Origin of the sequence: Bradyrhizobium sp. NBAIM18 (assembly GCF_020193825.1) — a bacterium.
In the GTDB taxonomy this organism is placed as follows: Bacteria; Pseudomonadota; Alphaproteobacteria; order Rhizobiales; family Xanthobacteraceae; genus Bradyrhizobium; species Bradyrhizobium yuanmingense.
The window spans coordinates 227,997-249,862 of record NZ_JADYVO010000008.1 but is presented as its reverse complement, the minus strand read 5'-3'; the positions used below and the strand labels follow the sequence as shown (position 1 = coordinate 249,862).

Here is a 21,866-nt window from a genome sequence, read left to right as displayed (position 1 = left end):
GCGCGGGAAGCGCGGCTTCACAAGCTGTGACGGCGGTGATGCTCGCTGATCGCAACCCACACCCGCTCGGGCGTTGCCGGCATGTCGATGTGGTCGATCTTGTACTCGCGCCAGAGCGCATCGACGATGGCATTGACCACGGCCGGACAGGAGCCGATCGCGCCGGCCTCGCCGGCCCCCTTCACGCCCATCGGATTGGTCTTGCAGGGCACGTTGTGGGTCTCGAACACGAAGGCCGGCCCGTCCGCCGCGCGCGGCAGCGCATAGTCCATGAAGGTCGCGGTGATGAGCTGGCCGTCGGTCGGTCCATACACCACCTGCTCCATCAAGGCCTGGCCGATGCCCTGCATGGCGCCGCCATGCACCTGGCCGGCCAACAGCAGCGGATTGAGCGTCTTGCCGAAATCGTCGACGATCACGTAGTTGACGATTTTGATGATGCCGGTGGCCGGATCGATCTCGACCTCAGCGACATGGGTGCCGTTGGGATAGGTGCCGTCGGCGCTGGCAAAGGTCGCGCTGCCGTTGAGCTTCGACGGATCGGCGCCGGGCCGCTTGGCCAGGTCGGCAAACGAGATCGAGCGGTCGGTGCCGGCGATCCGCACCACGCCTTCCGAAATCTCGAGGTCGCCGGCGCTGGCTTCGAGCGCCTGCGCCGCGATCTCCTTCAGCTTCTGGCCGAGCTCGCGCGTGGCGCGCTCGACGCTGACGCCGCCGGAGGGGATCGAGGCCGAGCCGCCGGTGCCGAGGCCGGTTGCGATCTCGTCGGTGTCGCCCTGGCGGACATGCACGCGCTCGGGCGCCACGCCGAACTGTTCGGCGACGATCTGCGCATAGGCGGTCTGATGGCCCTGCCCGCTCGATTGCGTGCCGATCAGCACGGTGACGTCGCCATTGGCATCAAGGCGGACGTTGGCCGTCTCCTCACCCATCACGCCGCAAATCTCGACATAGCTCGCAAGGCCGATGCCGCGGATCAGGCCGCCCTTCTTGGCCGCCTTGGCGCGCTTGGGGAATTCCTTCCATTCCGCGATCTCCATCGCGCGCTTCAGATGCGCGGCGAAGTCGCCGGAATCGTAGACCTTGCCGGTCGCGGTCTTGTAGGGCAGCGCTTTCGGCGGGATGAAATTCTTGCGGCGGATGGCGTCCGGCGTCATGTCGAGCTTTCGCGCACAGGCATCGACGAGGCGCTCGATGACATAGGCGGCTTCGGGCCGGCCCGCGCCGCGATAGGCGTCGACCGGCACGCTGTGGGTGAAGATCGTGCGCACCCGGCAATGGAAGGCCTGGATGTCGTAGAGGCCGGGCAGCATGCCGGCGCCGCCATGCGGGATGTAGGGCCCGAAGGTCGACAGATACGCGCCCATGTCGCCCATGAGGTCGCAATCCATCGCGAGGAACTTAGCGTCTTCAGCCAGCGCCATCTTCGCGGTGGTGACATTGTCGCGGCCCTGCGCATCGCCCATGAAATGCTCGGAGCGGTCGGCCGCCCACTTCACCGCCTTCTTCAGTTTGCGCGCAGCGACCGCCATCAGGGCATATTCCCGATACGGAAACAGTTTTGTGCCGAACCCGCCGCCGACGTCGGGGCAGATCACCCGCATCTTGTCGGTAGGAATGTTGAGAACGTTCTGGCAGAGGATATCGCGCAGGCGGTGGCTGCCCTGGCTGCCGACCGTCAGCGTCAGATGGTCGCGCTTGGAATCGTATTCGCAGACCGCCGCGCGGGTCTCCAAGAAGCTTGCAACCACGCGCGGATTGACGATGGAGATCTCGGCGACCGCATGTGCTTTCGCGAAGGCAGCTTCCGTCGCCGCTTTGTCGCCGATCGAGACGTCGAACAGCACGTTGCCCGGCTTGTCCGGCCAGACCAAGGCTGCGCCTTTCTTCACGGCGTTGACGACGCCGGTCACCGCGGGCAGCGGCGACCATTTGACCTCGATCGCCTCGATCGCGTCGCGAGCCTGGTCGATGGTCTCGGCGACCACGAAGGCGATGGCGTCGCCGACATGGCGCACCTCGTCCTTGGCCAGGATCGGGTAAGGCGGGCCGGTGAACGGATCGGTCTCGAGGTTGAACAGGCAGGGCAGATTGCCGAGATCCCCGACGTCGTCGGCCGTCAGGATCAGCGCAACGCCCGGCAGGCCGCGGGCGCGGGTCGCATCGACGGTGTACTTGGCATGCGCATGCGGCGAGCGCAGCACCAGGCAGCGGAGCGCAGCCTGCGGCGCGTAATCGTCGGTATAGCGGCCCTTGCCGCGGATGAGCGCGTCATCCTCCTTGCGCAGCACGCTTTGGCCAACGCCGAACTTGATGGGAGCCGCCATTTTATCTTCCCGTTCTCATGGTTGTTTTGTGGGCATATTGCCGTGGAAAAACTGGCAACGCAAACGGGATTAGCAGTGCACATTGGCCGCAGGCCCGTCCTAGATCCGCTCGATCAGATCCCAGCGATTGCCATAGAGGTCTTCAAATACTGCGACCGTGCCGTAAGGCTCGCGCCGCGGTTCTTCGAGAAACTCAACCCCTCGCTTCCGAAACGCGTCGTAGTCGCGCTCGAAATCATCTGTGGCCAAGAACAGAAAGACGCGGCCGCCGCTTTGATTGCCGATGGCTTGCGCCTGGCCCGGGTTCGCAGCCTTTGCCAGTAGAATGCCACTCTCGGTGCTGCCGGGCGGCGCTACGACAACCCAGCGCTTGTTTTCATCGAGACGGGTGTCTTCCCGAAGCTCAAATTCGAGTTTGCCAACAAAGAAGGCTATCGCCTCGTCGTAGTCGCGAACGATAACCGCAGTGAGGCTCAGATGCTGTCGCATGGAGGGCTGCCAAATCGTTCTTGCTCAAGGCGACTGGTTGGAACTCCTATCGTTAGATCAATCCTCCAGTAGAGGATAGGTCCTAGCCGCGCACCAGCGAGACCAGCCAGCTGCGGCCGAACAGGATCAGGATCGCGAGCGCGTAGACGACCGTGCCCCCGACAGCGAGCAGGACCAGCGTCGCTTCGTCACGGAAGGCGTGCACGGAGGCGAGAGCGGCCGGGCTGAAGCGCGCGATCAGCCAGAAGGCGGCGGCCAGGATGAGGCCGGTCAGCAGGAATTTCGCGAGCGACATCAGCCAGGCGCGGTCGATGGCGAGGAAGCCCCGCCGCACGGCGAAAAAGAGCACCAGCACTAGATTTGTCCAGATCCCAACGGCGGTCGCCAGCGCAAGACCGATCTGGGCGAGCGAGCCCATCAATGCGAACTTTAGCGCGACGTTAACGGCGATGCCCGTCAGCGAGGCGCGGACAGGGGTCGCCGTATCCTTGCGCGCATAAAAGGTCGCAACCGCGCTGCGGATCAGCACGGCCGGGATCAAGGCAATCGCGTAGGCCGCAAGCGTTGCGCCGGCCGCGGCGGCGTCCGCTTTGGAGAAGGCGCCGTGGGCGAACAACGCGCGCATGATCTCGTCAGGCACGGTGAGAAAGGCCGCGACGAACGGAACGGAGAAGAGAAGCGTGAAATCGAAGGCACGGCGTTGCGCTTTCATCGCGCCGTCCTGGTCATTCGCCGTGATCCGCCGCGACATCTCCGGCAGCAGTACGGTGCCGATGGCGATGCCGATCACGCCAATCGGCAGCTGATACAACCGGTCGGCATAATAGAGCGCCGAAAGGGCACCCGCCGGCAGGAACGTCGCGATGATGGTATCGGCGAACATTGCCACTTGCGTGCCCATCGAGCCCAGCGTCGCAGGCCCCAGCGCCTTGAAGAAGCCGCGGACGTCTTCGTCGAGCTTGAGCGGCGCAAAGCGCGGCAAGCCGCCATGGCGGGCGAGATCGCCGGCCAGCAGGAAATATTGCAGGAAGCCCGAGATCAGCACGCCCCAGGCCGCGGCGTGGCCCGCGGTCGGGAACCAGGCGGCGAGCGCCAGCGTCATCATCATCGCGACGTTGAGAAAGATCGACGCCGCCGCCGCGCTGGCGAAGCGCTGCATCACGTTGAGCATGCCGCCATAGAGCGTCACCAGCGTGATCAGCAGGAGGTAGGGAAAGGTGATCCGGGTCAGCTCGATCGCGAGCTTGCGCTGCTCGGCGTCCTCACTGAAGCCCGGTGCGAGGATGCTCATGGCCTGCGGCATGAACAGCCAGGCGACGATCAGCAGCACCACCTGCGAGGCCAGCAGCAGCGTGAAGATGCGGTCGGCGAACAGGTGAGCTGCCGCCTCGCCCTTCTCGCCATGGACATGGGCATAGGCGGGCACCCAGGCCGCGTTGAAAGCGCCCTCGGCGAAGATCGCACGGAAATGATTGGGCAGCCGCAGCGCCACGAAAAAGGCATCGGCGACGGGGCCGGCGCCAAGGATCGCCGCGAGCATGATGTCGCGGGCAAATCCCGTGACCCGCGAGAGCAGCGTGTATCCGCCAACCGTGAAGATGCGTCCGAGCATGCGGACTCTTCTAGAGGCTTATCGGGCCGCCGATAAGGCTTTGAAAGAGCATGAGATCAAAAAAGCGGCTTGCTCGGTGTCGACCTCTCCCCGACGGGGAGAGGTGAGAGGCAAATCAGCCCGCCAGCGCGCCGCGGACGGCGGCGATGATTCGCTCCTGATCGGCCTCGGTCAGGTAGGCATGCATCGGCAGGCTGATGACGTCCTGCGACAGGCTCTCGCAACCCGGCAATCCGCCCTCGGCGACCGGGTATTGTTTGTAGGCGGTCTGCTGGTGCATCGACTTGCCGTAATAGATCGCGGTCGGCACGCCCTGGGCTTTCAGCGCGGCAGCGAAGCCGTCTCGGTCGGTGCCTTCAGGCAGGCGGATCGTGTACTGCGCCCAGACCGAGGTGTTGCCGGGCGCGAGGCGCGGCACGGTGACGACATTGGACAGGCCGCGCGCATAGCGCTCGGCGACCTTGTTGCGGGCGGCGATCTCGTCGTCGAAGATCTTCAGCTTCTCGATCAGGACGGCGGCCTGCATGGTGTCGAGGCGGCCGGTCAGGCCGAGGCGGACGTTGTCGTACTTGTCGACGCCCTGCCCGTGCACGCGGATGCTGCGCAAGGTGGCGGCGAGCTCGTCGTCATCGGTGAAGATGGCGCCGCCGTCGCCGAAGCAGCCGAGCGGCTTTGCCGGGAAGAAGCTGGTCGCCGTCGCGTGGCCGAAGGTGCCGAGCTTGCGGCCCTTGTAGCTCGCGCCAAAGCCTTGCGCGGCGTCGTCGAGCACGAACAGGCCTTCGGCCCTGGCGATCTCGGCGATGGCGTCGTGATCGGCGGGCTGGCCGAACAAATCGACCGGAATCACCGCGGCCGGCTTGAGGCCGGCCTTGCGGGCGGTGGCGATGCCGCGCTTGAGCGATTCCGGGCTCATGTTGAAGGTGGTCTCGTCGACGTCGACATAGACCGGCGTCGCGCCGGTCCGCGCCACCGGCGAGGCGGTCGCGATGAAGGTGAAGGACGGACACAGCACGGCATCGCCGGGCCCGACATTCCTGGCCATCATCACCATCAGGATCGCGTCGGTGCCGCTGGCGCAGCCGATGACGTGCTTGGCGCCTGAGTAGGCCGCGAGCTGCTTCTCGAGCTCGAAGACCTCCGGCCCGTTGACGAACTGGCAATGGTCCATCACGCGCTTGACGGCCGCATCGAGCGAGGCGCCGAGCCGGCGGCGCTGCGAGGCGACGTCGATGAAGGGAATGGGTTCGGAGCGTAAGTGCTGGTTCATGACGCCTTGTGACGTTTGAGCGGTCGACATGGAGAAGAGATCAGCCGGCGACGCGGCGCGGCCCCTTGCGCGCGGGTGACGTGGCCGCAGGACGCGAGGGCGTCTCCAGGCATTGCGTGGCAATCTCGAGGCTGGCGACGCCTTCGTCGCCCGTCACTGCCGGCGTCTCGCCGTTGCGCACCGCCTTGAGGAATGCGATCAGCTCGGCGCGAAGCGGCTCGTCATGGCCGACCGGCAGATGCCGCATCGAGTAGCTGCCGTCCGGCTTGAAGCCGAAGCATTCGGTGACCTGGCGCGTCAAGAGATCGCCCATCACGTATTTGCCGCGCGTTGCGACCGTGACGCTGCGCGCCTTGAACGGCGTCAGCCAGTTGGTGTTGATGTGGGCGAGCACGCCGCTCTCGGTGCGGAACTGCAAGAGCGCGATGTCCTCGCGCTCGGCGACCGCGCTCGACAATTGCGGCTGCACCTCGACGATGTCGGATTCGGTGAACCAGCGGATCAAATCGATATCGTGCACGGCAAGGTCGATGACGACGCCGACATTGGACATGCGCGGCGGGAACGGGCCGACGCGGGTGATCGCGATGGAGAGAATGTCCTCGCCCGCGATCGCCTGCTTGACCGCGGCGACCGCCGGATTGAAGCGCTCGACATGGCCGATCATCAGCGTGACGCCGGCCTTATGCGCGGCGGCGACGATCTCGCGGCCCTCTTCCACCGTGGAGGCGATCGGCTTCTCGACCAGCACGTGGATGTTCTTGGCGATGCATGCGAGCGCGACCTCGTGATGCAGATGGGTCGGTGCCGCGATGGTGACGGCATCGACACCGGCGCTGAGCAGCTGGTCAAGCGTCTCGAAGCTTTCGCAATTGGCGAGCTCCGTGGCCCGCGCGCGATGCGCCGGCGAGGGATCGACGACGCCGACGAGGCTGACGCCGGGCAGGCCGCTGAGCACGCGCGCATGGTTGCTGCCCATCACGCCGGCGCCAATGACACCGACGCGCAAGCCGGCCCTTGCCGGTGCAGATCCCCTGGAAGTCATCTGAGCAAACCCCGATTCAACGCAAATCCCCGGGCCGCTTCTAGCACGGACGCCACATTTGTGGCGAATGCCGCCCTGGCGGGCCGGACACGATTTGATTCAAAAAGTTACACGTTGCCCGGGCCTTAGGCCGAAAAAGATACCGCTTCTCGGCCCGGGTCGCGTGATTCGGAGTTTGCTGGTTACGACCTTTGATAGTCGTCTTCAATCCGGATGATGTCGTCTTCCCCCAGATAGCTTCCAGTCTGGACCTCGATCAGCTCCAGCTGGATCTTGCCGGGATTCTCCATCCGGTGGACGGCGCCCATCGGGATGTAGATCGACTCGTTCTCGTGCACCGTCTTCACCGTCTCGTTGACGGTCACCTGCGCCGTGCCGCGGACCACGATCCAGTGCTCGGCGCGATGATGGTGCTTCTGCAGCGACAGCCGCCCGCCCGGCTTCACCACGATGCGCTTGACCTGGTGGCGCTCGCCATTGTCGACGGATTGATAGCTGCCCCAGGGCCGGTGGACCTTGAGATGCTCCTCGGTGACCTTCGGCGCCACCGATTTCAATTTCGTCACCAGGCGCTTCAGCCCGTTGGCATCCTTCTGCCGCGAGACCAGCACCGCGTCCGCGGTCGCGACCACGACGAGATCGTCGACGCCTTCGAGCGCGACCAGCGCGGAATCCGTGGTGACGTTACAATTGCGGGAATCCTCGAACACGGCGGTGCCGTGCGCGGCATTGCCTTGCGCGTCCTTCTCCGACAGCTCCCATACCGCATGCCAGGAGCCGACGTCGGACCAGCCGCACGACACCGGCACGACGGCGGCGCGCGAAGTCTTCTCCATCACCGCATAGTCGATCGAGATCGCCTTGGCCGCGCCGAACGCCTCCGGCTCCAGCGTGACGAAGCCGAGATCGCGGCCGGCATTGTTGACGGCATTGGTGACCGCCTCGACGCTTGCCGCATCGACCCTGCGATATTCGTCGAGCAGCACGCTCGCCGGGAACATGAAGTTGCCGCTGTTCCAGAGATAGCCCGAATTGACGTAGTCGGAGGCCTTCACCGCGTCCGGCTTCTCGACGAAGCGTGCAACCGCCTGCACCTCGCCCGCGATCACCTCGCCCGGATTGATGTAGCCGTATTCGGTGGCCGGCCGCTCCGGCTTGACGCCGAAGGTGACGATGCGCCCGGCATTCGCGGCGGTGAGGCCCTCGCGACAGGCGGCGACGAAGGCGGCATTGTTCTGCACGACGTGATCGGCGGCGAGCGCGAGCACGATCGCCTCGCTGGCGCGGTTCTGCGCGAACACCGCGCCGGCCGCGATGGCAGGGCCGGAATCGCGCCGCATCGGCTCGAGGATCACGTCGGCCTCAATGCCGATCTCGGCGAGCTGCTCCAGCACCATGAAGCGATAGGAGGCGTTGGTGATGACGATCGGCCGGTCGAACAAAGAGGGATCGGACACGCGCAGCAGCGTGTCCTGGAACGTCGAGCGCGTGCCGAACAGCGGCAGGAACTGCTTGGGCCGAACCTCGCGCGAAGCGGGCCACAGCCGCGTGCCGGCACCGCCGCACATGATCAGGGGGATTATGCGTTTGTCCATCGTGATCTCAAACCTTGAAATGGTCCCGATACCAGGTGACGAAGTTATGAACCCCATGCTCGATCGGCGTTGACGGTGCAAAGCCGGTGTCGCGCGAGAGATCCTCGACATCCGCGAACGTTTCCAGCACATCTCCCGGCTGCATCGGCAGCAATTCTTTGATCGCCGTCCGGCCCAGCTCCCGCTCCAGAAGACCGACGACGTGCATCAGTTCCTCCGGATGATGATTGCCGACATTGTAGAGCTTTGACGGCGCATTTGCGGCAGCCGGATCGTCCGCAGGCACGAGATCGATCAGCTTGGACACGACGCGCGTCACATCGTCGATATAGGTGAAATCGCGGCGCATTTTGCCATGGTTGAAGAGCCGGATCGGCTTGCCGGCCATGATGGCGCTCGCGAACAGAAACATGGCCATGTCGGGGCGGCCCCATGGCCCGTAGATGGTGAAGAACCGCAGCCCCGTGACCGGCAGGCGATAAAGATGGCTGTAGGACTGCGCCATCACCTCGTTCGCCTTCTTGGTCGCGGCGTAGAAGCTGACCGGATGGTCGGTGCGGTCCGCAACCGCAAATGGCAGTTTTGTGTTGGCGCCGTAAACGGAGGATGACGAGGCGTAGACCAGATGACCGCAGCCATTGTTGCGGCAGCCCTCCAGCACGTTGAGAAAGCCGACGAGATTGGAATCGGCGTAGGTCTGCGGCTGCTCGATCGAGTAGCGCACGCCGGCCTGCGCGGCCAGATGCACGACTTTGGCAAAACGATGTTGCGCGAACAGCGCCGCCATGGTCTCGCGGTCGGCGAGATCGGCCTCGATGAACGAGAAGCGCGGCTGGTCCCGGAGCAGAGCAAGGCGCGCTTTCTTCAGCGCCGGATCGTAATAGCTGTTGAGATTGTCGAGCCCGACGACGGCGCGGCCTTCGCCCAGGAGCTGCCGGGCGACGTGGAAGCCGATGAAGCCGGCCGCACCCGTGACCAAAATCGCCCGATCCGTCATCCTGTTCCCTGGGTGATCCCTCGCCCGATCCTGTCTAGCCGCCACCTCGACGGGGTCGCAATAGGCTCCCCGCTCCTTCACGCGATCTCCTCATGGCGTCCTTAACGACGGCTATTGCAAGATCGGCGCCAAAACCATACCAAAGCGGCCGAATTCGGCGCCTCGCGTCGGGTTGCCTCAAATCTTAGCAAACCCTGTTCATGCGGACGAGATGCGCCGAATCCTGTTGTCGACGGCCAAGATCCTGATTTCCGCGGCGCTGCTCTATCTGGCGCTGCGCAAGGTCGACCTGTCCGAGCTGTTTTCCCGATTCACCCTGACCAGCCTGTTCTGGCTCGGTGTGGCGATCGCGGTCACGTTCCTGCAGATCTTCGTCGGCGTGCTGCGCTGGCGCGAGATCAGCGCCGCCTGCGGCGCACCGCTCGAGCTCGGCCGCGCCATGCGATACAACGTGATCGGCTCGTTCTTCAACCAGACGCTGCCGTCGGCGATCGGCGGCGATGCGGTGCGCCTGTGGCTGGTCGCCCGCGCCGGCGCCGGCTGGCGCACGGCGACCTACTCGATCTTCGTCGACCGCGCCATCGGCCTGATCGCGCTCGCAATCTTGATCGTCGCCAGCCTGCCCTGGAGCTACACCCTCATCACCGATCCGCACGGTCGCTCGGCGCTGCTGCTCATCGACCTCCTGGCGCTCGCCGGCGGCCTCGGCTTCCTGATCTTCGGCGCGCTGAAATGGGGCTGGCTGAAGACCTGGTGGGCAACGCATCACATCCACGCCTGCGCCGTCATCGCCAATCGCGTGATCTTCAGCGGCACCCGCGGTCCCGCCGTCGCGATCCTGTCGGTCCTCGTTCACGTGCTCGCCGTCGTCATCGCCTGGTGCGTCGTGCAGTCGATTGGGGCCCCGGTTCGCTTCAGCGACGTCTTTCTGCTCGTGCCGCCGGTGATGCTGATCACGATGATGCCGATCTCGATCGCCGGCTGGGGCGTACGTGAGGCCACGATGAGCCTTGCGTTCGGCTTCGCGGGACTTTCCGCCAACGAGGGCGTCAACGTCTCGCTGCTGTTCGGCGCCGTGTTCTTCCTGGTCGGGGCAGTCGGCGGCCTGGTCTGGATCCTCAGCGCCGAGAAAGCCGCGCAAGGGTCGGCCGCGATCGGAGTGCCGGAGTGAATTTGGCTGCCGATGCGCTCGCCGGCGCGGTCCTGCTGCTTGCCGCTGCGGCGGCCGTGCTGATCTCGGCGCTCGTCACCTGGACCAGCCGCCCCCTGCTGCAGCGCTACGCGCTGGCGCGGCCGAATGCGCGGTCCTCCCATCGCGTCCCGACCCCGCAGGGCGCCGGCATCGCGGTGATCGCCGCGACGCTGATCGTTGCCTCGCTGTGGGGGGTCTCCGCCAATGTCGCGATCCCGCCGGCGCTGGTCGCTGCGACAATCGTGATCGCGCTGGTCGGCTTCGTCGACGACATCGTATCGCTGCCCGTGCTGGTGCGCCTGGTGCTGCAGGCCGCCTGCGTCGGCGCCGTGGTGTTCACCGCCCCCGACACCGCGCGCATCGTGCCGGCGCTGCCGCTCGCGCTGGAGCGCGGCCTCATCGTCCTTGCCGGCGTCTGGTTCGTGAACCTCGTCAACTTCATGGACGGGCTCGACCTGATGACGGTGGCGGAAGTCGTTCCGGTCACCGCTGCGCTGCTGCTGCTGGGAATGCTCGGGGATCTCCCATGGCCGGCCGTGCTGATCGCCACCGCGCTGTGCGGCGCCATGCTCGGCTTTGCGCCGTTCAACCGTCCTGTCGCAAAAGTCTTCCTGGGCGATGTCGGCAGCCTGCCGATCGGCCTCCTGCTCGGCTGGTGCCTGCTCGAGCTCGCCTGGCACGGACAAGCGGCTGCGGCGCTGCTGCTGCCGGCCTACTACCTCGCCGATGCCACCATCACGCTGTTTCGGCGCATCGCGCGCCGCGAGCCGTTCTGGTCGGCGCACCGTTCGCATTTCTATCAGCGCGCAACCGACAACGGTTTCTCGGTGTCCCGGGTGAGCGGCGAAGTCTTCCTGCTTAACCTCGTGCTCGCAGGGCTGGCGATCCTCGCCGTTCGCGCCGCGACGGTGGCCGTCACGCTGCCCGCGCTGATCGCCGGCGCCATCGCGGTCGCCCTCCTGCTGCGCCGCTTCTCCCGGCCTCAGGCGTCCTGAGCCGACACGGCGAGCCGCAGCCCCTCGTCGAGCGAAACCTCCGGCCGCCAGCCGGTCGCGAGCGCCTTGGAGACGTCGAGCTCGAGCGAGCCGATCAGGCTGTCATGCATGTCCTGCCGGCCGATCATTCGGAAAAGCGCGCTGAGCAAGCCCGGCGGCACGCCGAATAGTCGTGGGCGCTTGCCGGAGGCCTTAGCCAGACGCGCGATGAATTCGGGCGTCGAGAACTGCTCGCTGTCGGCGAGCAGGAATATCTCGAAATGGCCGGCCGCATCTGGATGAGCGAGCCGGTGCAGGATGAAGGACGACAGGTTCTGCACGGCAAGGAAGGCGCGGCGATTGCGGATCGCGGCGAACGGCAACGGCACCCCAAGGTTCATCGCGCGCGTCAACAGAGCGAAACTTCCCTTGGCGCTCGCGCCATAGACCATGGGCGGCCTGATCACGGAGATCTTCATGTCGCTCTCGCCCGCGAGCGTCCTCAGGCCTGCCTCGGCCGCCGCCTTGGACGTCCCGTAGAGGCCGCGCGGCGTCGGGACGTCGTTCTCGCTGAACGGGGCCCTGCCCTCGTTGCTGCGGCCATGCACCAGCACGGTGCTGATGAAGATGAAATGGCGCACGCCCGCCCTCGCCGCGCAGCGCGCCAGGTGCATCGTGCCGGCGGTGTTGACGTCCTGGTAGAGCTGGGCTGCATGCTCCTCGCGCCTGTGATGCACGCGCGCGGCAAGGTGAACCACCGCCTCCACCCCCTCGAGCGCGGCCCGCCAGTCGGTGTCGCGGCCGATCGATTCGATCACGACCTCGCCGTCGATGCCCTGCCGCTTGCGGACGACGGGGCGGACCGACCATCCCTTGCGCACCAGCGCCTGCCCGAGGTGACGGCCGATGAAGCCGCTCGCTCCTGTCACCAGCACGACCGGTTTGCGTTCGCTCATCGTCGCTCCCCGAGCGCTGGATTGCGCAACAATGGTCAGGCCGCCGTGGATCCAAATTCCGGCACGGCATCCTTCAGGATGGTCCTGATGGTGGCGCGATCGTCGCGCGCGATCGCCTGCTCAAGCGCCGCATTCCATTTGCGCAGCGTGTGCATCGGCGGCTCGTTCGGCTGCGCGGCCATGATGCCGGGCACGCCGATCTCGCGGGTCGGCTCCTCCGAGGCAAACAGGATCTCGTGCAGGCGCTCGCCCGGCCGCATGCCGGTGAACACGATCTCGATGTCGTAGCCCGGCTGCAGACCGGACAGGCGGATCATGCGCTCGGCGAGATCGACGATCTTCACCGGCTGGCCCATGTTGAGCACGTAGACCGAGACGTCGGGACGCTGCGTCCCAAGCGCATGCGTCGCCGCGGTGATGACGAGATCGCAGGCCTCGCGGATGGTCATGAAGTAACGGACCATGTCGGGATGAGTTACCGTCACCGGCCCGCCGGCCTCGATCTGGGCCTTGAACTTCGGCACCACCGACCCGTTCGAGGCCAGCACGTTGCCAAACCGGACCGAGATCAGCCGCATCGGCGGCTTGCTGCCGCTCGCTCCGGCTGCGAGGTCGCGATCGAGCGCCTGGCAGTACATTTCGGCAAAGCGCTTGGTGAGGCCGAGCATCGACACCGGCTCGATTGCCTTGTCGGTAGAGATCATCACCATCGCCTCGGCGCCGGCGGCAACGGCGGCGTCCGCGACGTTGATGGAACCGAAGATGTTGGTTTTGACGCCCTCACTCCAATCGCGCTCGAGGATCGGCACGTGCTTGAGCGCCGCGGCATGAAAGACGATGTCGGGCTTGAACTCGGCCATCAGGCGCATGACGCGCTCGCGGTCGCGAATGTCGGCAATCCGGCCTTCGATCTGTGCGGTGGCACCACGCGCGGCCAGCGCCTCGGTGACCGCGTAGAGAGCCGGCTCGGAATTTTCCACGATCAAGAGACGTGCCGCGCCGAAGGCGACCACACGCTCGCAGATCTCGGATCCGATCGAGCCGCCGCCGCCGGTGACGATCACGGCCTTGCTCCTGATCAAGGCCTCCAGGCGAGCATAGTCGATCTTCTCGCTCGGACGCAGCAGGAGGTCCTCGACCGCAACCGCCGTGAGCCTTGGCGTATCGCCGCTCTCCAGCGAGGGCATCCGGCTCACGATCACACCCAGTTTGCGCGCCCGCATCAGGATCGATTCCGGATGCGACTCCGGCTCGAAAGCCGATGGTGTCATGATGAGGCGCGCGATGGGCTTGTCGCGCTTGGCGAAATCCGAGATCACATCCTCGACGTCGTCGATGCCGCCCAGCACCGGCACGTTGCGAATGAGCTGGCCCCGATCGGCAGGCGATGGTGACAAGACGCCGATCGGCCAGATGCGCTTGATCGCTCCGCTCTCGATGCCGCGCAGCAGCACTTCGGCATCCGCGGCGCGGCCGATCAGCAGCGTCGGCGCGGCCTCCCCGCCCCTCGCGTGACGCCGCACCCGCGTATAGCGGAAGTAGCGGTACGCCATGCGCAGCGCGCTGAGGAAGAAGATCTCGAGAAACCAGTAGAGGACGATCGTCACCTTGCCGAGAAAGAAGGCGCCGCGAACGTTGGGGGCAACGAGGATGTAGTCGAGCACGAGCAGCGCAACCGTGAGCACGGTCGCCGCGCGAATGATGTTCAGCGCGTCAGGCAGCGAGATGAAACGCCATTTCGTCGTGGTCAGATTGCAGAAGAAGAACACGACCACGCTGAAGGCGAGGAAGTAGGGCAGGATCTGGAACAGCAGCGGCAATCGAGCGTAGAAATCGTCGCCACCCTCGAATCGCAGATAGAAGGCGGCAAAAAGCGCCGCCGTGGTCGCCAGCAGGTCGTGGAGCGCGATCAGGAAATTGCGCGAGGTGAGATGCGTAAGTCGCGTCATCCGCCGACCGATGAAAACCCAGTTAGATGCAACCTGACCGCGCTGATAGCCCATCTCGACAAGACTTGCCAGCCGCGCGACCGCTCAGGAACCCGCTTCCGCCGTCTTGGTCCGAACCTGTTGTGCCCGGATCACCATGCCTCCGGCAACGCCGACTCCGATGACGTACATCCAGCCCTCGTGGAAGTCGAACAGATGCGAGTTGAACAGCGAGGTAAAGACGTTCTGCACCACGACTAGGAGTCCGATCCAATTGGCAATCCCGTCGCCGCGAAACAACCGCAGATGCAATATCCAAATCGCGTAGAGAATGGCGACGCCGATCGCGCCCCATTGCACCGCAACGTTCAGCGTCTGGTTGTGCGGGTTGCCGATCACCTCGGCTGACGCCCGCCGCTGACCGGCGGGCGTCGCGACGCGTTCGAACAACCCGCGGGTCGAACCGGTGCCGTGCCCCAGGATCGGCGCCTCCGCGAAGAAGCCGAGCGACTTCCGCCAGAACTCGAGCCGCATGCCCATGGAGGTTGCCTCGCCCCGTTCCACATAGCCGGTGTAATCGGTGGTAAACCTCTCGGCGGTGTGGCGCAATTGCGGCGAGGCCTGCCAGGCGAGAACGGCGCCGACGAGCAGCGCGCCGGAGATGATCGCGATGCTGCGCCATTTGAGGTGAAGCAGTGCAAACACGCCGAACATGATCGGAATGGTGACGAGCGCGGTGCGCGACACCACCACGAAGGTCATATTGATGAAGAAGCTAAGCGCCAGCGCCGTCAGCAACGCGGCGAACCAGTATCGCTTCTCGCGCAACAGCATCACGATCGGATAGGCGAGCGCCACCGCGCAAAGCGCGAATTCCTGGCTCTGGTCAATGTAGTTCTTGACGAAGATGCCGCGCTCGGGCGGATCGGTCTTGAGCGCGAGGTTCGGGTAGAAGGCGACCAGCCAGGACATCACCGACAGCAAGGCGCAGGACACCAGGAAGGCGATGAATATCCAGTGGCCACGCGGCGAGCGCTCGAAATGATAGAGCAGGACCGGCAGCACGAGCAGCTTGACGGTCGGATTAACCGCATAGAAGCGCGCGCCCCACGGGGCATCCGACCACAGCGTCCCCAGCAGCGCGAGAACGACCAGCGCGATCGGCGCAATGCAGATCGGACGCTTCAAGGACTGCAGGAAGTCGCGTAGATCGAGGAACGGCACCATGCAGATCAGCATCAGCGCGTTGAAGATCCCCGCAAGCGATGTCGACCAGGGCAGCGAGGCCGCAGTCAGGATCGCAAACAGATCGACTGTTTCACGCCAGGCCGCCGGACTGCGCAGGCGCCGCCGCAACATCTGGCCGGGGGTCTCGCGTGCGAGCGCCGTCACTTGCCCCCTCCCCGGGCGCGATGAACCAGCGCCGTCGTGCTGAAGCCCTGGAGAATGTCGACCAGCACGACCGCCCCGCCCGCGGCCTCGACCACCTCATGGCCGACGACCTGTTCGCGTGTGTAATCGCCGCCCTTCACCAGCACGCCGGGGTTGATCCTGGTGATCAGGTCGATCGGCGTGTCCTCAGTGAAGATGACGACGAGATCGACGGCCTCCAGTGCGGCGAGCACCTCGGCACGCGCGCGCTCGTCCTGGACCGGACGATCGGCACCTTTCAGCCGCCGCACCGAGGCGTCGCTGTTGAGCCCCACGATCAGGCGGTCGCAGGCGGCGCGCGCCGCGGTCAGCACCTTGACGTGGCCGGGATGAAGGATGTCGAAACAGCCGTTGGTGAAGCCGACGCGCAGGCCCTGCCTTTTCCATTCGGCGAGCTGCGCGTCGAGTGCTGCCGGGTCGACCACGATCTTCTCTTCGGCCGCGAGCGTGGCATGCGGCAGGATCTTGCGTCGCAGCTCGGCCGCGCTGACGCTGGCGGTGCCCTGCTTGCCGACCGCGACGGCGGCGGCGGCGTTGGCCATGCGCAGTGCCGTGTCCCAGTCCGCGCCGGCCGCGAGCGACACCGCAACCGCAGCGGCGACGGTGTCACCGGCGCCCGAGACGTCGCGCACCTTCACCGGGACGGCCGGCACGTGGACGGCCCCGCCATTCCGCGGCACCAAGGTCATGCCGTGCTCGCCCTGGGTGACCAGGATCGCCTCGCAGTCGGCGAGCCGCATCACGTCCTCGCTGGCCTCGACGATGCTCTGCACCGTGTCGGCGCGGCTGCGGGTCGCTTCCGAAAATTCCTTGCGGTTGGGGGTGAGCAGCGTGGCGCCGCGATAGATCGCCCAGTTCAGGCTCTTGGGATCGACGATAACGGGCTTGCCGAGCTTGCGCGCGGCATCGATGGTGTGGCGGATCACGCGCGCCGTCAGCACGCCCTTGGCATAGTCGGACAGCAGCACGATGTCGGCGCGCGCGATCTGCGGCAGGATCGCCTCGATCAACTTCGTTTCGATCTCGTCGGACGCAGCCAGCGCCTGCTCCCAATCCGCGCGCAGCATGTGCGTGGAAAAATGTTCGGAGACGAAGCGGACTTTTCGCGTGGTCGGCCGCGAGGCGTCGCGCACCAGCACGCTCTCGATGCCGGCTTGATCATTGAGCGCTGCCTCGAGCCGCGTACCGGCCTCGTCCTCGCCGATGAGACCGACGAAGATGCAGCGCGCGCCGAGCGAAGCGACGTTGCGCGCGACGTTGCCGGCGCCGCCGACGTGGATCTCGCTGCGCTGGGCGGCGATGACGGGCGCCGGCGCTTCCGGCGAGATCCGCGACACCTCGCCGTAGACGAACTCGTCCAGCATGATGTCGCCGATGCACAGCACCGTACGGCCTGAGATGGCTTGCGCGAGGGCATCGAAATCGAGAATGGGCGTCGGCATGGTCGAAAGGGCCTCAGCGAAAGCGGTCGGGCCGGTCGAGATAATCCCCGACATAGGCCTTCACCGCGTCCTCGAGCGTCGTGAAGCCGCCGTTATAGCCGGCGCGGAGCAGACGATCGACCTCGCTCTGGGTGAAATACTGGTAGCTGTCCCGGATCTGCTCGGGCATGTCGATGTATTCGATGTTGGGCCTGGTGCCGAGCGCCGCATAGGCAGCCAGCATGAGGTCCTTGAAGCTGCGCGCCTTGCCGGTGCCGACGTTGAACAGGCCGGACACCGACGGCGTCGCGAGCAGCCAAAGGACCACGCGCACGACATCGTCGACATAGATGAAATCGCGACGCTGATCGCCGTCCTCGATGCCCTCGCGATGCGACTTGAACAGCTGCACGACGCGGCCTGTCCTGACGTCGTCGAAGCGCCGCGCCAGCACGCTCATCATCGAGCCTTTGTGATATTCGTTCGGCCCGAACACGTTGAAGAATTTCAGGCCGGCCCATTGCGGCGGGAGCCGATCGCCGCGCGCCACACGTTCGGCGACAGCGAGATCGAACAGGTGCTTGCTCCAGCCGTAGAGATTCATAGGCCGCAACTTCTTCAGCGCCGAAAGCGAAGAATCGTCGTCGAAGCCTTCCGTGCCGTCGCCATAGGTCGCCGCCGAGGACGCGTAGATGAACGGCACCGCATTCATCGTGCACCAGTCCAGCAGGCGCATCGACAGGCGGAAATTGGTCTCGACGACGAGATCACCGTCGGTCGCCGTGGTCGCGGAAATCGCCCCGAGATGGATCATGGCCTCCAGCTTGCGGCCCTTCAACCAGTCCATCAGCTCGGTCGGGGGAACGATATCCACAAGCTGCCGCTTGGCGAGGTTGCGCCATTTGCCTTCGGTTCCGAGGAGATCACAGATCACGACGTCGCTGCGACCGGCCTCGTTCAGCGCGGCCACGACGTTCGATCCGATAAAACCGGCCCCGCCGGTCACCAGCAACATTCCACCTACCTGCCCGATTTTAGGTGCCCGATCCTGCCCTAGCGCATGATCCGCCAAAGTGTAAGCTGTTTTGGGATTGCTCTTCTGCCGCCTTTACCTGCCGGCCCGGAGCGGCTAACCGAGCCGCCATATCGGCACGTGTTCGGCCCTCATAACGAATGAATATTGATTCGCAACTTGGCAGTGATGCAGATCGGAGCGACACACGCCCGATCCTGATCGTCCCCTACATGTGGATCGGCGATTTCGTGCGGAATCACACCGTCGTGCGGGTCCTTAAGGAGCGCTGGCCGAACCGGCCGGTCGATCTCCTCACCACCTCCCTGTGCGCCCCGCTGGTCGATTACATGCCCGGGGTCCGCGCCGGCATCGTGTGGGACATGCCGCGCAGCCGGCTCGCCGTCGCACGCCAGTTCGGTCTGGCGGGGCTGCTGCGGAAGCGGAACTACGGCACTGCCCTGGTGCTGCCCCGGACCTGGAAGGCGGCCATCGCGCCGGCACTCGCCGGTATTCCTGAACGGATCGGCTTCGTCGGCGAGCTCCGGTTCGGCCTGCTCAACCGCTGGCGCTGGGGTGAGAAGAAGCTGCCCCGCTTCATCGACAAGAACGCCGCCCTCGCCCAGCCCGACGGCGCGCCCCTGCCCGCGGAATGGCCGGTACCGCAACTGCGCGTCCCGGCCGAGGAGATCGCCCGGTGGCGCGAGGCCAATGGTCTCGGTGCCGGCGCCGCGGTGGCACTCGCCCCGGGCTCGGTCGGCGTCTCCAAGCGCTGGACCTCTTATCCCGAAGCCGCCCGCCTGCTGGTCGAGCGCGGCCTCGAGGTCTGGGTGGTCGGCGGTCCCGCCGAAAAGGAGCTCGCCCAGGAGATCATCGCCGCCGGCGGCCCGGGCGTCCGCGATCTCACCGGCTCGGACTTGCGCAACGGCATCCTCGCCATGGCCGCCGCCGGCGTTGCCATCTCCAACGATTCCGGCCTGATGCACATCGCAGCCGCCCTGGGCACGCCGACCATGGGCATCTTCGGTCCCACCAGCCCCTATCTCTGGGCCCCGCTGAACGGCCTCGCCGCGACACTGGTGCAGGACAAGGAAAAGCTGTCCTGCCAGCCCTGCCAGAGCACGGTCTGCAAGGTGAACGACCACCGCTGCATGCGGAATATTGCGGCAAGCGAGGTGGTGGGGATTGCGGAGAGGGTGCTGGGGGAAGCGGGAAGCGGGTGACGAACTGAGGCGATCGTGGCTCGCGCCGATGATGACATCCTGCCACTGTTTTGCCCGACGAGTCAAAATTCGTTCGAAAAATCCGCAATGTCTCGAACTCTCCGCCAACTCCTTGATTTTGCTGACCCCGGCTACTGTGCATGGGGTTGTTTTCGCGGTTTTGTTTGCGACAGGCGAAAACGGCCTCAGAGCAGCGGCCGATAGACCGCGCCGATCCGCGCCGCCTCGGCATCGAGGCTGAACTTCTCGAGCACCCGCGCCCGCCCGCGCTCGCCCATCGCGGTCGCCGCAGCCACATCGCGCATCAGCGGCTCCAGCGCTGCCGCCAGTGCGTCGGCATCTCCCGTCGGGATCAGCACTCCGGTGACACCATCCTCGACGACGAGCTCGGCCGCGCCGGCGCGTGCGGCAACCAGCGCGCTGCCCGCCGCCATCGCCTCGATCAGCGTCAGACCGAAACCTTCGTTGCGCGAGGTGAAGGCGTAGATCGTCAGCCGCTGATACCAGCGCTGCACTGCTTCGATCGGCAGCTCGCCGGTGATGACGACGCGCGATTGCAGGTTTGCTGCTTCGATGCGCTTCTTCAGGTCGTTGGCAAAGGGCGTCTGCTCGGCCGTGATCTGCCCGACGATGACAGCAGTGAAATCCGGATAACGCGGCAGCAGACGGCACATCGCATCGACGAACAGATCGGTGCCCTTCTGCGCCCGCACGCGACCGAAGCAGCCGATGGCGTAGCGGCCCGGCAGCGCGGCTTCGGCGAAGGCAGCAGCGCGATCGGCGGGCGGCGCGTAGACGTCGGTGTCGACGCCGTGCGGGATCACCGTCGCCTTCACCTTCAGGAACGAGGCCGAGAGATCTGACGTTGCGATGATCGCGTCCATGCGCCGGATCAGCCAGCGCGTGATCCAGCTGTGATGCCGCTGCGCCGCCGAGGTGAACACGAGCTTGAGCGGCCAGCCGAGCGCGCGCAAGCCAACGCCCGCGATCATCTCGTTGTTGCGGCGCGCATGCCAGATCACAGGCCGCTTGCGGCGCCAGAGCTTGAGGAGATCTCCGATGCTCAGGCGCGCGATCCCCGCCGGCGCGTCCGAGCCGAACCAGGCGGCGCGGTACAGCTTTGCCAGCCGCGGCGCCACCATCCGGTTGGTCGCGGTGACCCCGGAATAGCGCCTGTGCAGATTTGGCACGATCAATTCGAGATCGCCGGGGACACCCGCCACGTCACACTCCATTTCGCAAAGTCCCTATACGCAACATTAAGCATAGTGACCAGTTCAGCTGTGCCGATACCCCCTCTTCACCACGCAAGCGCTAGCCTTGCGCGTTGATCGAAGACGGGTGAGATCATGACTGTGCTAGTCACCGGCGGCGCCGGCTATATTGGAAGTCATACGGTCCTGGCGCTGGCGGAAGCCGGCGAGGACGTCGTCGTGATCGACGATCTCTCCACCGGTTTCTCGGCCTACCTGCCCGAAGGCGTGCCGCTGTTCATCGGCGATGCCGGCGACGAGAACCTGCTCGAAGGCGTGATCGCCCAGCACGACATCGAGAGCATCATCCATTTCGCAGGCTCGGTCGTCGTGCCGGATTCGATGCGCGATCCGCTCGGCTATTACCGCAACAACTTCACCACTGCGCGCAACCTGCTCAACGTGGCGGTCAAGCGCGGCATCGGCCGCTTCATCTTTTCCTCGACCGCCGCGGTCTACGGCAATCCGGACCAGGTGCCGGTGCCCGAGCACGCGCCGACGCGGCCGCTATCGCCCTACGGCTCCTCGAAGCTGATGACCGAGATCATGCTGCACGACGTCGCAGCCGCCTACGGCATGCAATACGTGACCTTGCGTTACTTCAACGTCGCCGGCGCCGATCCCCAGGCGCGCATTGGGCTAGCCACCGTCGGCGCCACGCACCTGCTGAAGATCGCGGTGGAAGCCGCCACCGGCCAGCGCGCCAAGATTGACGTGTTCGGCACTGATTATCCGACCCCGGACGGCAGCTGCATCCGCGACTTCATCCACGTCACGGACCTGTCGCAGGCCCATCGCTCGGCACTCGCTTATCTGCGCAATGGCGGCGCCTCGTCCACGCTCAATTGCGGCTATGGCCGCGGCTATTCGGTGCTGGAGACCATCGACGCGGTGCGCCGGGTTTCGGGCCGCAGCTTCGCCGTGCAATACGCCCCGCGCCGGCCCGGCGACATCATGACCATGGTCGCCGACACCAGCCGCATCCGCAGCCTGCTCGACTGGCGGCCGCAATACGACGACCTCGAGACCATCGCAGCCCATGCGCTGGCCTGGGAGGACAAGTTGTTCCGCGAGCGCCACGGCGAGCTCCGCCACGCCGCCTCCGCCTAGAATCATCCCAAGCGCAAGCCCTTAATTGGGCTTG

17 protein-coding genes are annotated in these 21,866 nt (G+C 65.6%); 4 read left to right on the top strand and 13 right to left on the bottom strand.

Translation table 11 applies throughout. From position 1 onward, the window contains the following. Window positions 1–17: 17 nt before the first annotated feature. The 7 genes from I6F17_RS20265 to I6F17_RS20235 all read right to left on the bottom strand — a co-directional run bounded on the left by I6F17_RS20265 (window position 18) and on the right by I6F17_RS20235 (window position 9,332). A complete protein-coding gene (locus I6F17_RS20265) occupies window positions 18–2,327 on the bottom strand; it encodes a xanthine dehydrogenase family protein molybdopterin-binding subunit (protein ID WP_225129728.1) in 2,310 nt (769 codons plus the stop codon). Window positions 2,328–2,426: 99 nt separating this feature from the next. Then, complete coding sequence (locus I6F17_RS20260) at window positions 2,427–2,816, bottom strand: VOC family protein (RefSeq protein WP_036044553.1); 390 nt, start codon at window positions 2,814–2,816, stop codon at window positions 2,427–2,429. Window positions 2,817–2,898: 82 nt separating this feature from the next. Continuing rightward, window positions 2,899–4,428, bottom strand: coding sequence for a murein biosynthesis integral membrane protein MurJ (gene murJ / locus I6F17_RS20255; RefSeq protein WP_036044554.1), 1,530 nt, complete (start codon window positions 4,426–4,428; stop codon window positions 2,899–2,901). 115 nt (window positions 4,429–4,543) lie between these two features. After that, window positions 4,544–5,695: a DegT/DnrJ/EryC1/StrS family aminotransferase gene (locus I6F17_RS20250; RefSeq protein WP_225129810.1), complete on the bottom strand. Its 1,152-nt coding sequence runs from the start codon at window positions 5,693–5,695 to the stop codon at window positions 4,544–4,546. A 40-nt stretch (window positions 5,696–5,735) separates the two neighbouring features. Further along, complete coding sequence (locus I6F17_RS20245) at window positions 5,736–6,740, bottom strand: Gfo/Idh/MocA family oxidoreductase (protein ID WP_225129726.1); 1,005 nt, start codon at window positions 6,738–6,740, stop codon at window positions 5,736–5,738. 182 nt (window positions 6,741–6,922) lie between these two features. Beyond that, a complete protein-coding gene (locus I6F17_RS20240; RefSeq protein ID WP_225129725.1) occupies window positions 6,923–8,335 on the bottom strand; it encodes a mannose-1-phosphate guanylyltransferase/mannose-6-phosphate isomerase in 1,413 nt (470 codons plus the stop codon). A gap of 7 nt (window positions 8,336–8,342) precedes the next feature. Next, entirely contained in the window at window positions 8,343–9,332 is a 990-nt protein-coding gene (locus I6F17_RS20235; protein ID WP_036044561.1) for an SDR family NAD(P)-dependent oxidoreductase, read from the bottom strand. 211 nt (window positions 9,333–9,543) lie between these two features. On the opposite strand from I6F17_RS20235, the gene I6F17_RS20230 reads away from it, so the two are divergent. Together I6F17_RS20230 and I6F17_RS20225 are read left to right on the top strand one after the other, a co-directional pair. After that, on the top strand, window positions 9,544–10,503 hold the full coding sequence (locus I6F17_RS20230; protein ID WP_225129723.1) for a lysylphosphatidylglycerol synthase transmembrane domain-containing protein: 960 nt from the start codon (window positions 9,544–9,546) through the stop codon (window positions 10,501–10,503). Further along, window positions 10,500–11,519, top strand: a complete 1,020-nt coding sequence (locus tag I6F17_RS20225) for a glycosyltransferase family 4 protein (RefSeq protein WP_225129720.1) — start codon at window positions 10,500–10,502, stop codon at window positions 11,517–11,519. Before I6F17_RS20230 ends, I6F17_RS20225 begins: the two co-directional genes overlap by 4 nt. Here I6F17_RS20225 and I6F17_RS20220 read toward each other — a convergent pair. The 5 genes from I6F17_RS20220 to rfaD form a co-directional block, all read right to left on the bottom strand. Continuing rightward, window positions 11,507–12,454 (bottom strand): NAD-dependent epimerase/dehydratase family protein, encoded by a 948-nt coding sequence (locus tag I6F17_RS20220; protein ID WP_225129719.1) that lies wholly within the window; start codon window positions 12,452–12,454, stop codon window positions 11,507–11,509. The genes I6F17_RS20225 and I6F17_RS20220 overlap by 13 nt on opposite strands. A gap of 35 nt (window positions 12,455–12,489) precedes the next feature. Beyond that, on the bottom strand, window positions 12,490–14,403 hold the full coding sequence (locus tag I6F17_RS20215) for an SDR family NAD(P)-dependent oxidoreductase (RefSeq protein WP_225129717.1): 1,914 nt from the start codon (window positions 14,401–14,403) through the stop codon (window positions 12,490–12,492). An 84-nt stretch (window positions 14,404–14,487) separates the two neighbouring features. Beyond that, window positions 14,488–15,774: an O-antigen ligase family protein gene (locus I6F17_RS20210; protein ID WP_225129715.1), complete on the bottom strand. Its 1,287-nt coding sequence runs from the start codon at window positions 15,772–15,774 to the stop codon at window positions 14,488–14,490. After that, window positions 15,771–17,255, bottom strand: a complete 1,485-nt coding sequence (rfaE1, locus tag I6F17_RS20205) for a D-glycero-beta-D-manno-heptose-7-phosphate kinase (RefSeq protein ID WP_225129808.1) — start codon at window positions 17,253–17,255, stop codon at window positions 15,771–15,773. Before rfaE1 ends, I6F17_RS20210 begins: the two co-directional genes overlap by 4 nt. Window positions 17,256–17,268: 13 nt before the next feature. Continuing rightward, a complete protein-coding gene (rfaD, locus tag I6F17_RS20200) occupies window positions 17,269–18,249 on the bottom strand; it encodes an ADP-glyceromanno-heptose 6-epimerase (protein ID WP_225129356.1) in 981 nt (326 codons plus the stop codon). Window positions 18,250–18,407: 158 nt separating this feature from the next. Here rfaD and waaF point away from each other — a divergent pair, with 158 nt between their 5' ends. Further along, a complete protein-coding gene (gene waaF / locus I6F17_RS20195) occupies window positions 18,408–19,469 on the top strand; it encodes a lipopolysaccharide heptosyltransferase II (RefSeq protein WP_225190442.1) in 1,062 nt (353 codons plus the stop codon). A gap of 185 nt (window positions 19,470–19,654) precedes the next feature. Here waaF and I6F17_RS20190 read toward each other — a convergent pair whose 3' ends face one another. Then, a complete protein-coding gene (locus tag I6F17_RS20190) occupies window positions 19,655–20,692 on the bottom strand; it encodes a glycosyltransferase family 4 protein (protein ID WP_225130498.1) in 1,038 nt (345 codons plus the stop codon). Window positions 20,693–20,818: 126 nt separating this feature from the next. Between I6F17_RS20190 and galE the strand changes: the two genes are divergently transcribed. After that, entirely contained in the window at window positions 20,819–21,832 is a 1,014-nt protein-coding gene (gene galE / locus I6F17_RS20185) for a UDP-glucose 4-epimerase GalE (protein WP_036015779.1), read from the top strand. Window positions 21,833–21,866: the final 34 nt, after the last annotated feature.

What these genes read in the sequence shown, in the direction of transcription:
- murJ (WP_036044554.1), bottom strand. Translation starts at nt 4,428, where the DNA reads ATGCTCGGACGCATCTTCACGGTTGGCGGATACACGCTGCTCTCGCGG.
- I6F17_RS20240 (WP_225129725.1), bottom strand. Translation starts at nt 8,335, where the DNA reads ATGGACAAACGCATAATCCCCCTGATCATGTGCGGCGGTGCCGGCACG.
- galE (WP_036015779.1), top strand. Translation starts at nt 20,819, where the DNA reads ATGACTGTGCTAGTCACCGGCGGCGCCGGCTATATTGGAAGTCATACG.
- I6F17_RS20250 (WP_225129810.1), bottom strand. Translation starts at nt 5,695, where the DNA reads ATGAACCAGCACTTACGCTCCGAACCCATTCCCTTCATCGACGTCGCC.
- I6F17_RS20215 (WP_225129717.1), bottom strand. Translation starts at nt 14,403, where the DNA reads ATGACGCGACTTACGCATCTCACCTCGCGCAATTTCCTGATCGCGCTC.
- waaF (WP_225190442.1), top strand. Translation starts at nt 18,408, where the DNA reads ATGAATATTGATTCGCAACTTGGCAGTGATGCAGATCGGAGCGACACA.
- rfaD (WP_225129356.1), bottom strand. Translation starts at nt 18,249, where the DNA reads ATGTTGCTGGTGACCGGCGGGGCCGGTTTTATCGGATCGAACGTCGTG.
- I6F17_RS20220 (WP_225129719.1), bottom strand. Translation starts at nt 12,454, where the DNA reads ATGAGCGAACGCAAACCGGTCGTGCTGGTGACAGGAGCGAGCGGCTTC.
- I6F17_RS20230 (WP_225129723.1), top strand. Translation starts at nt 9,544, where the DNA reads ATGCGCCGAATCCTGTTGTCGACGGCCAAGATCCTGATTTCCGCGGCG.
- rfaE1 (WP_225129808.1), bottom strand. Translation starts at nt 17,255, where the DNA reads ATGCCGACGCCCATTCTCGATTTCGATGCCCTCGCGCAAGCCATCTCA.
- I6F17_RS20265 (WP_225129728.1), bottom strand. Translation starts at nt 2,327, where the DNA reads ATGGCGGCTCCCATCAAGTTCGGCGTTGGCCAAAGCGTGCTGCGCAAG.
- I6F17_RS20235 (WP_036044561.1), bottom strand. Translation starts at nt 9,332, where the DNA reads ATGACGGATCGGGCGATTTTGGTCACGGGTGCGGCCGGCTTCATCGGC.
- I6F17_RS20260 (WP_036044553.1), bottom strand. Translation starts at nt 2,816, where the DNA reads ATGCGACAGCATCTGAGCCTCACTGCGGTTATCGTTCGCGACTACGAC.
- I6F17_RS20245 (WP_225129726.1), bottom strand. Translation starts at nt 6,740, where the DNA reads ATGACTTCCAGGGGATCTGCACCGGCAAGGGCCGGCTTGCGCGTCGGT.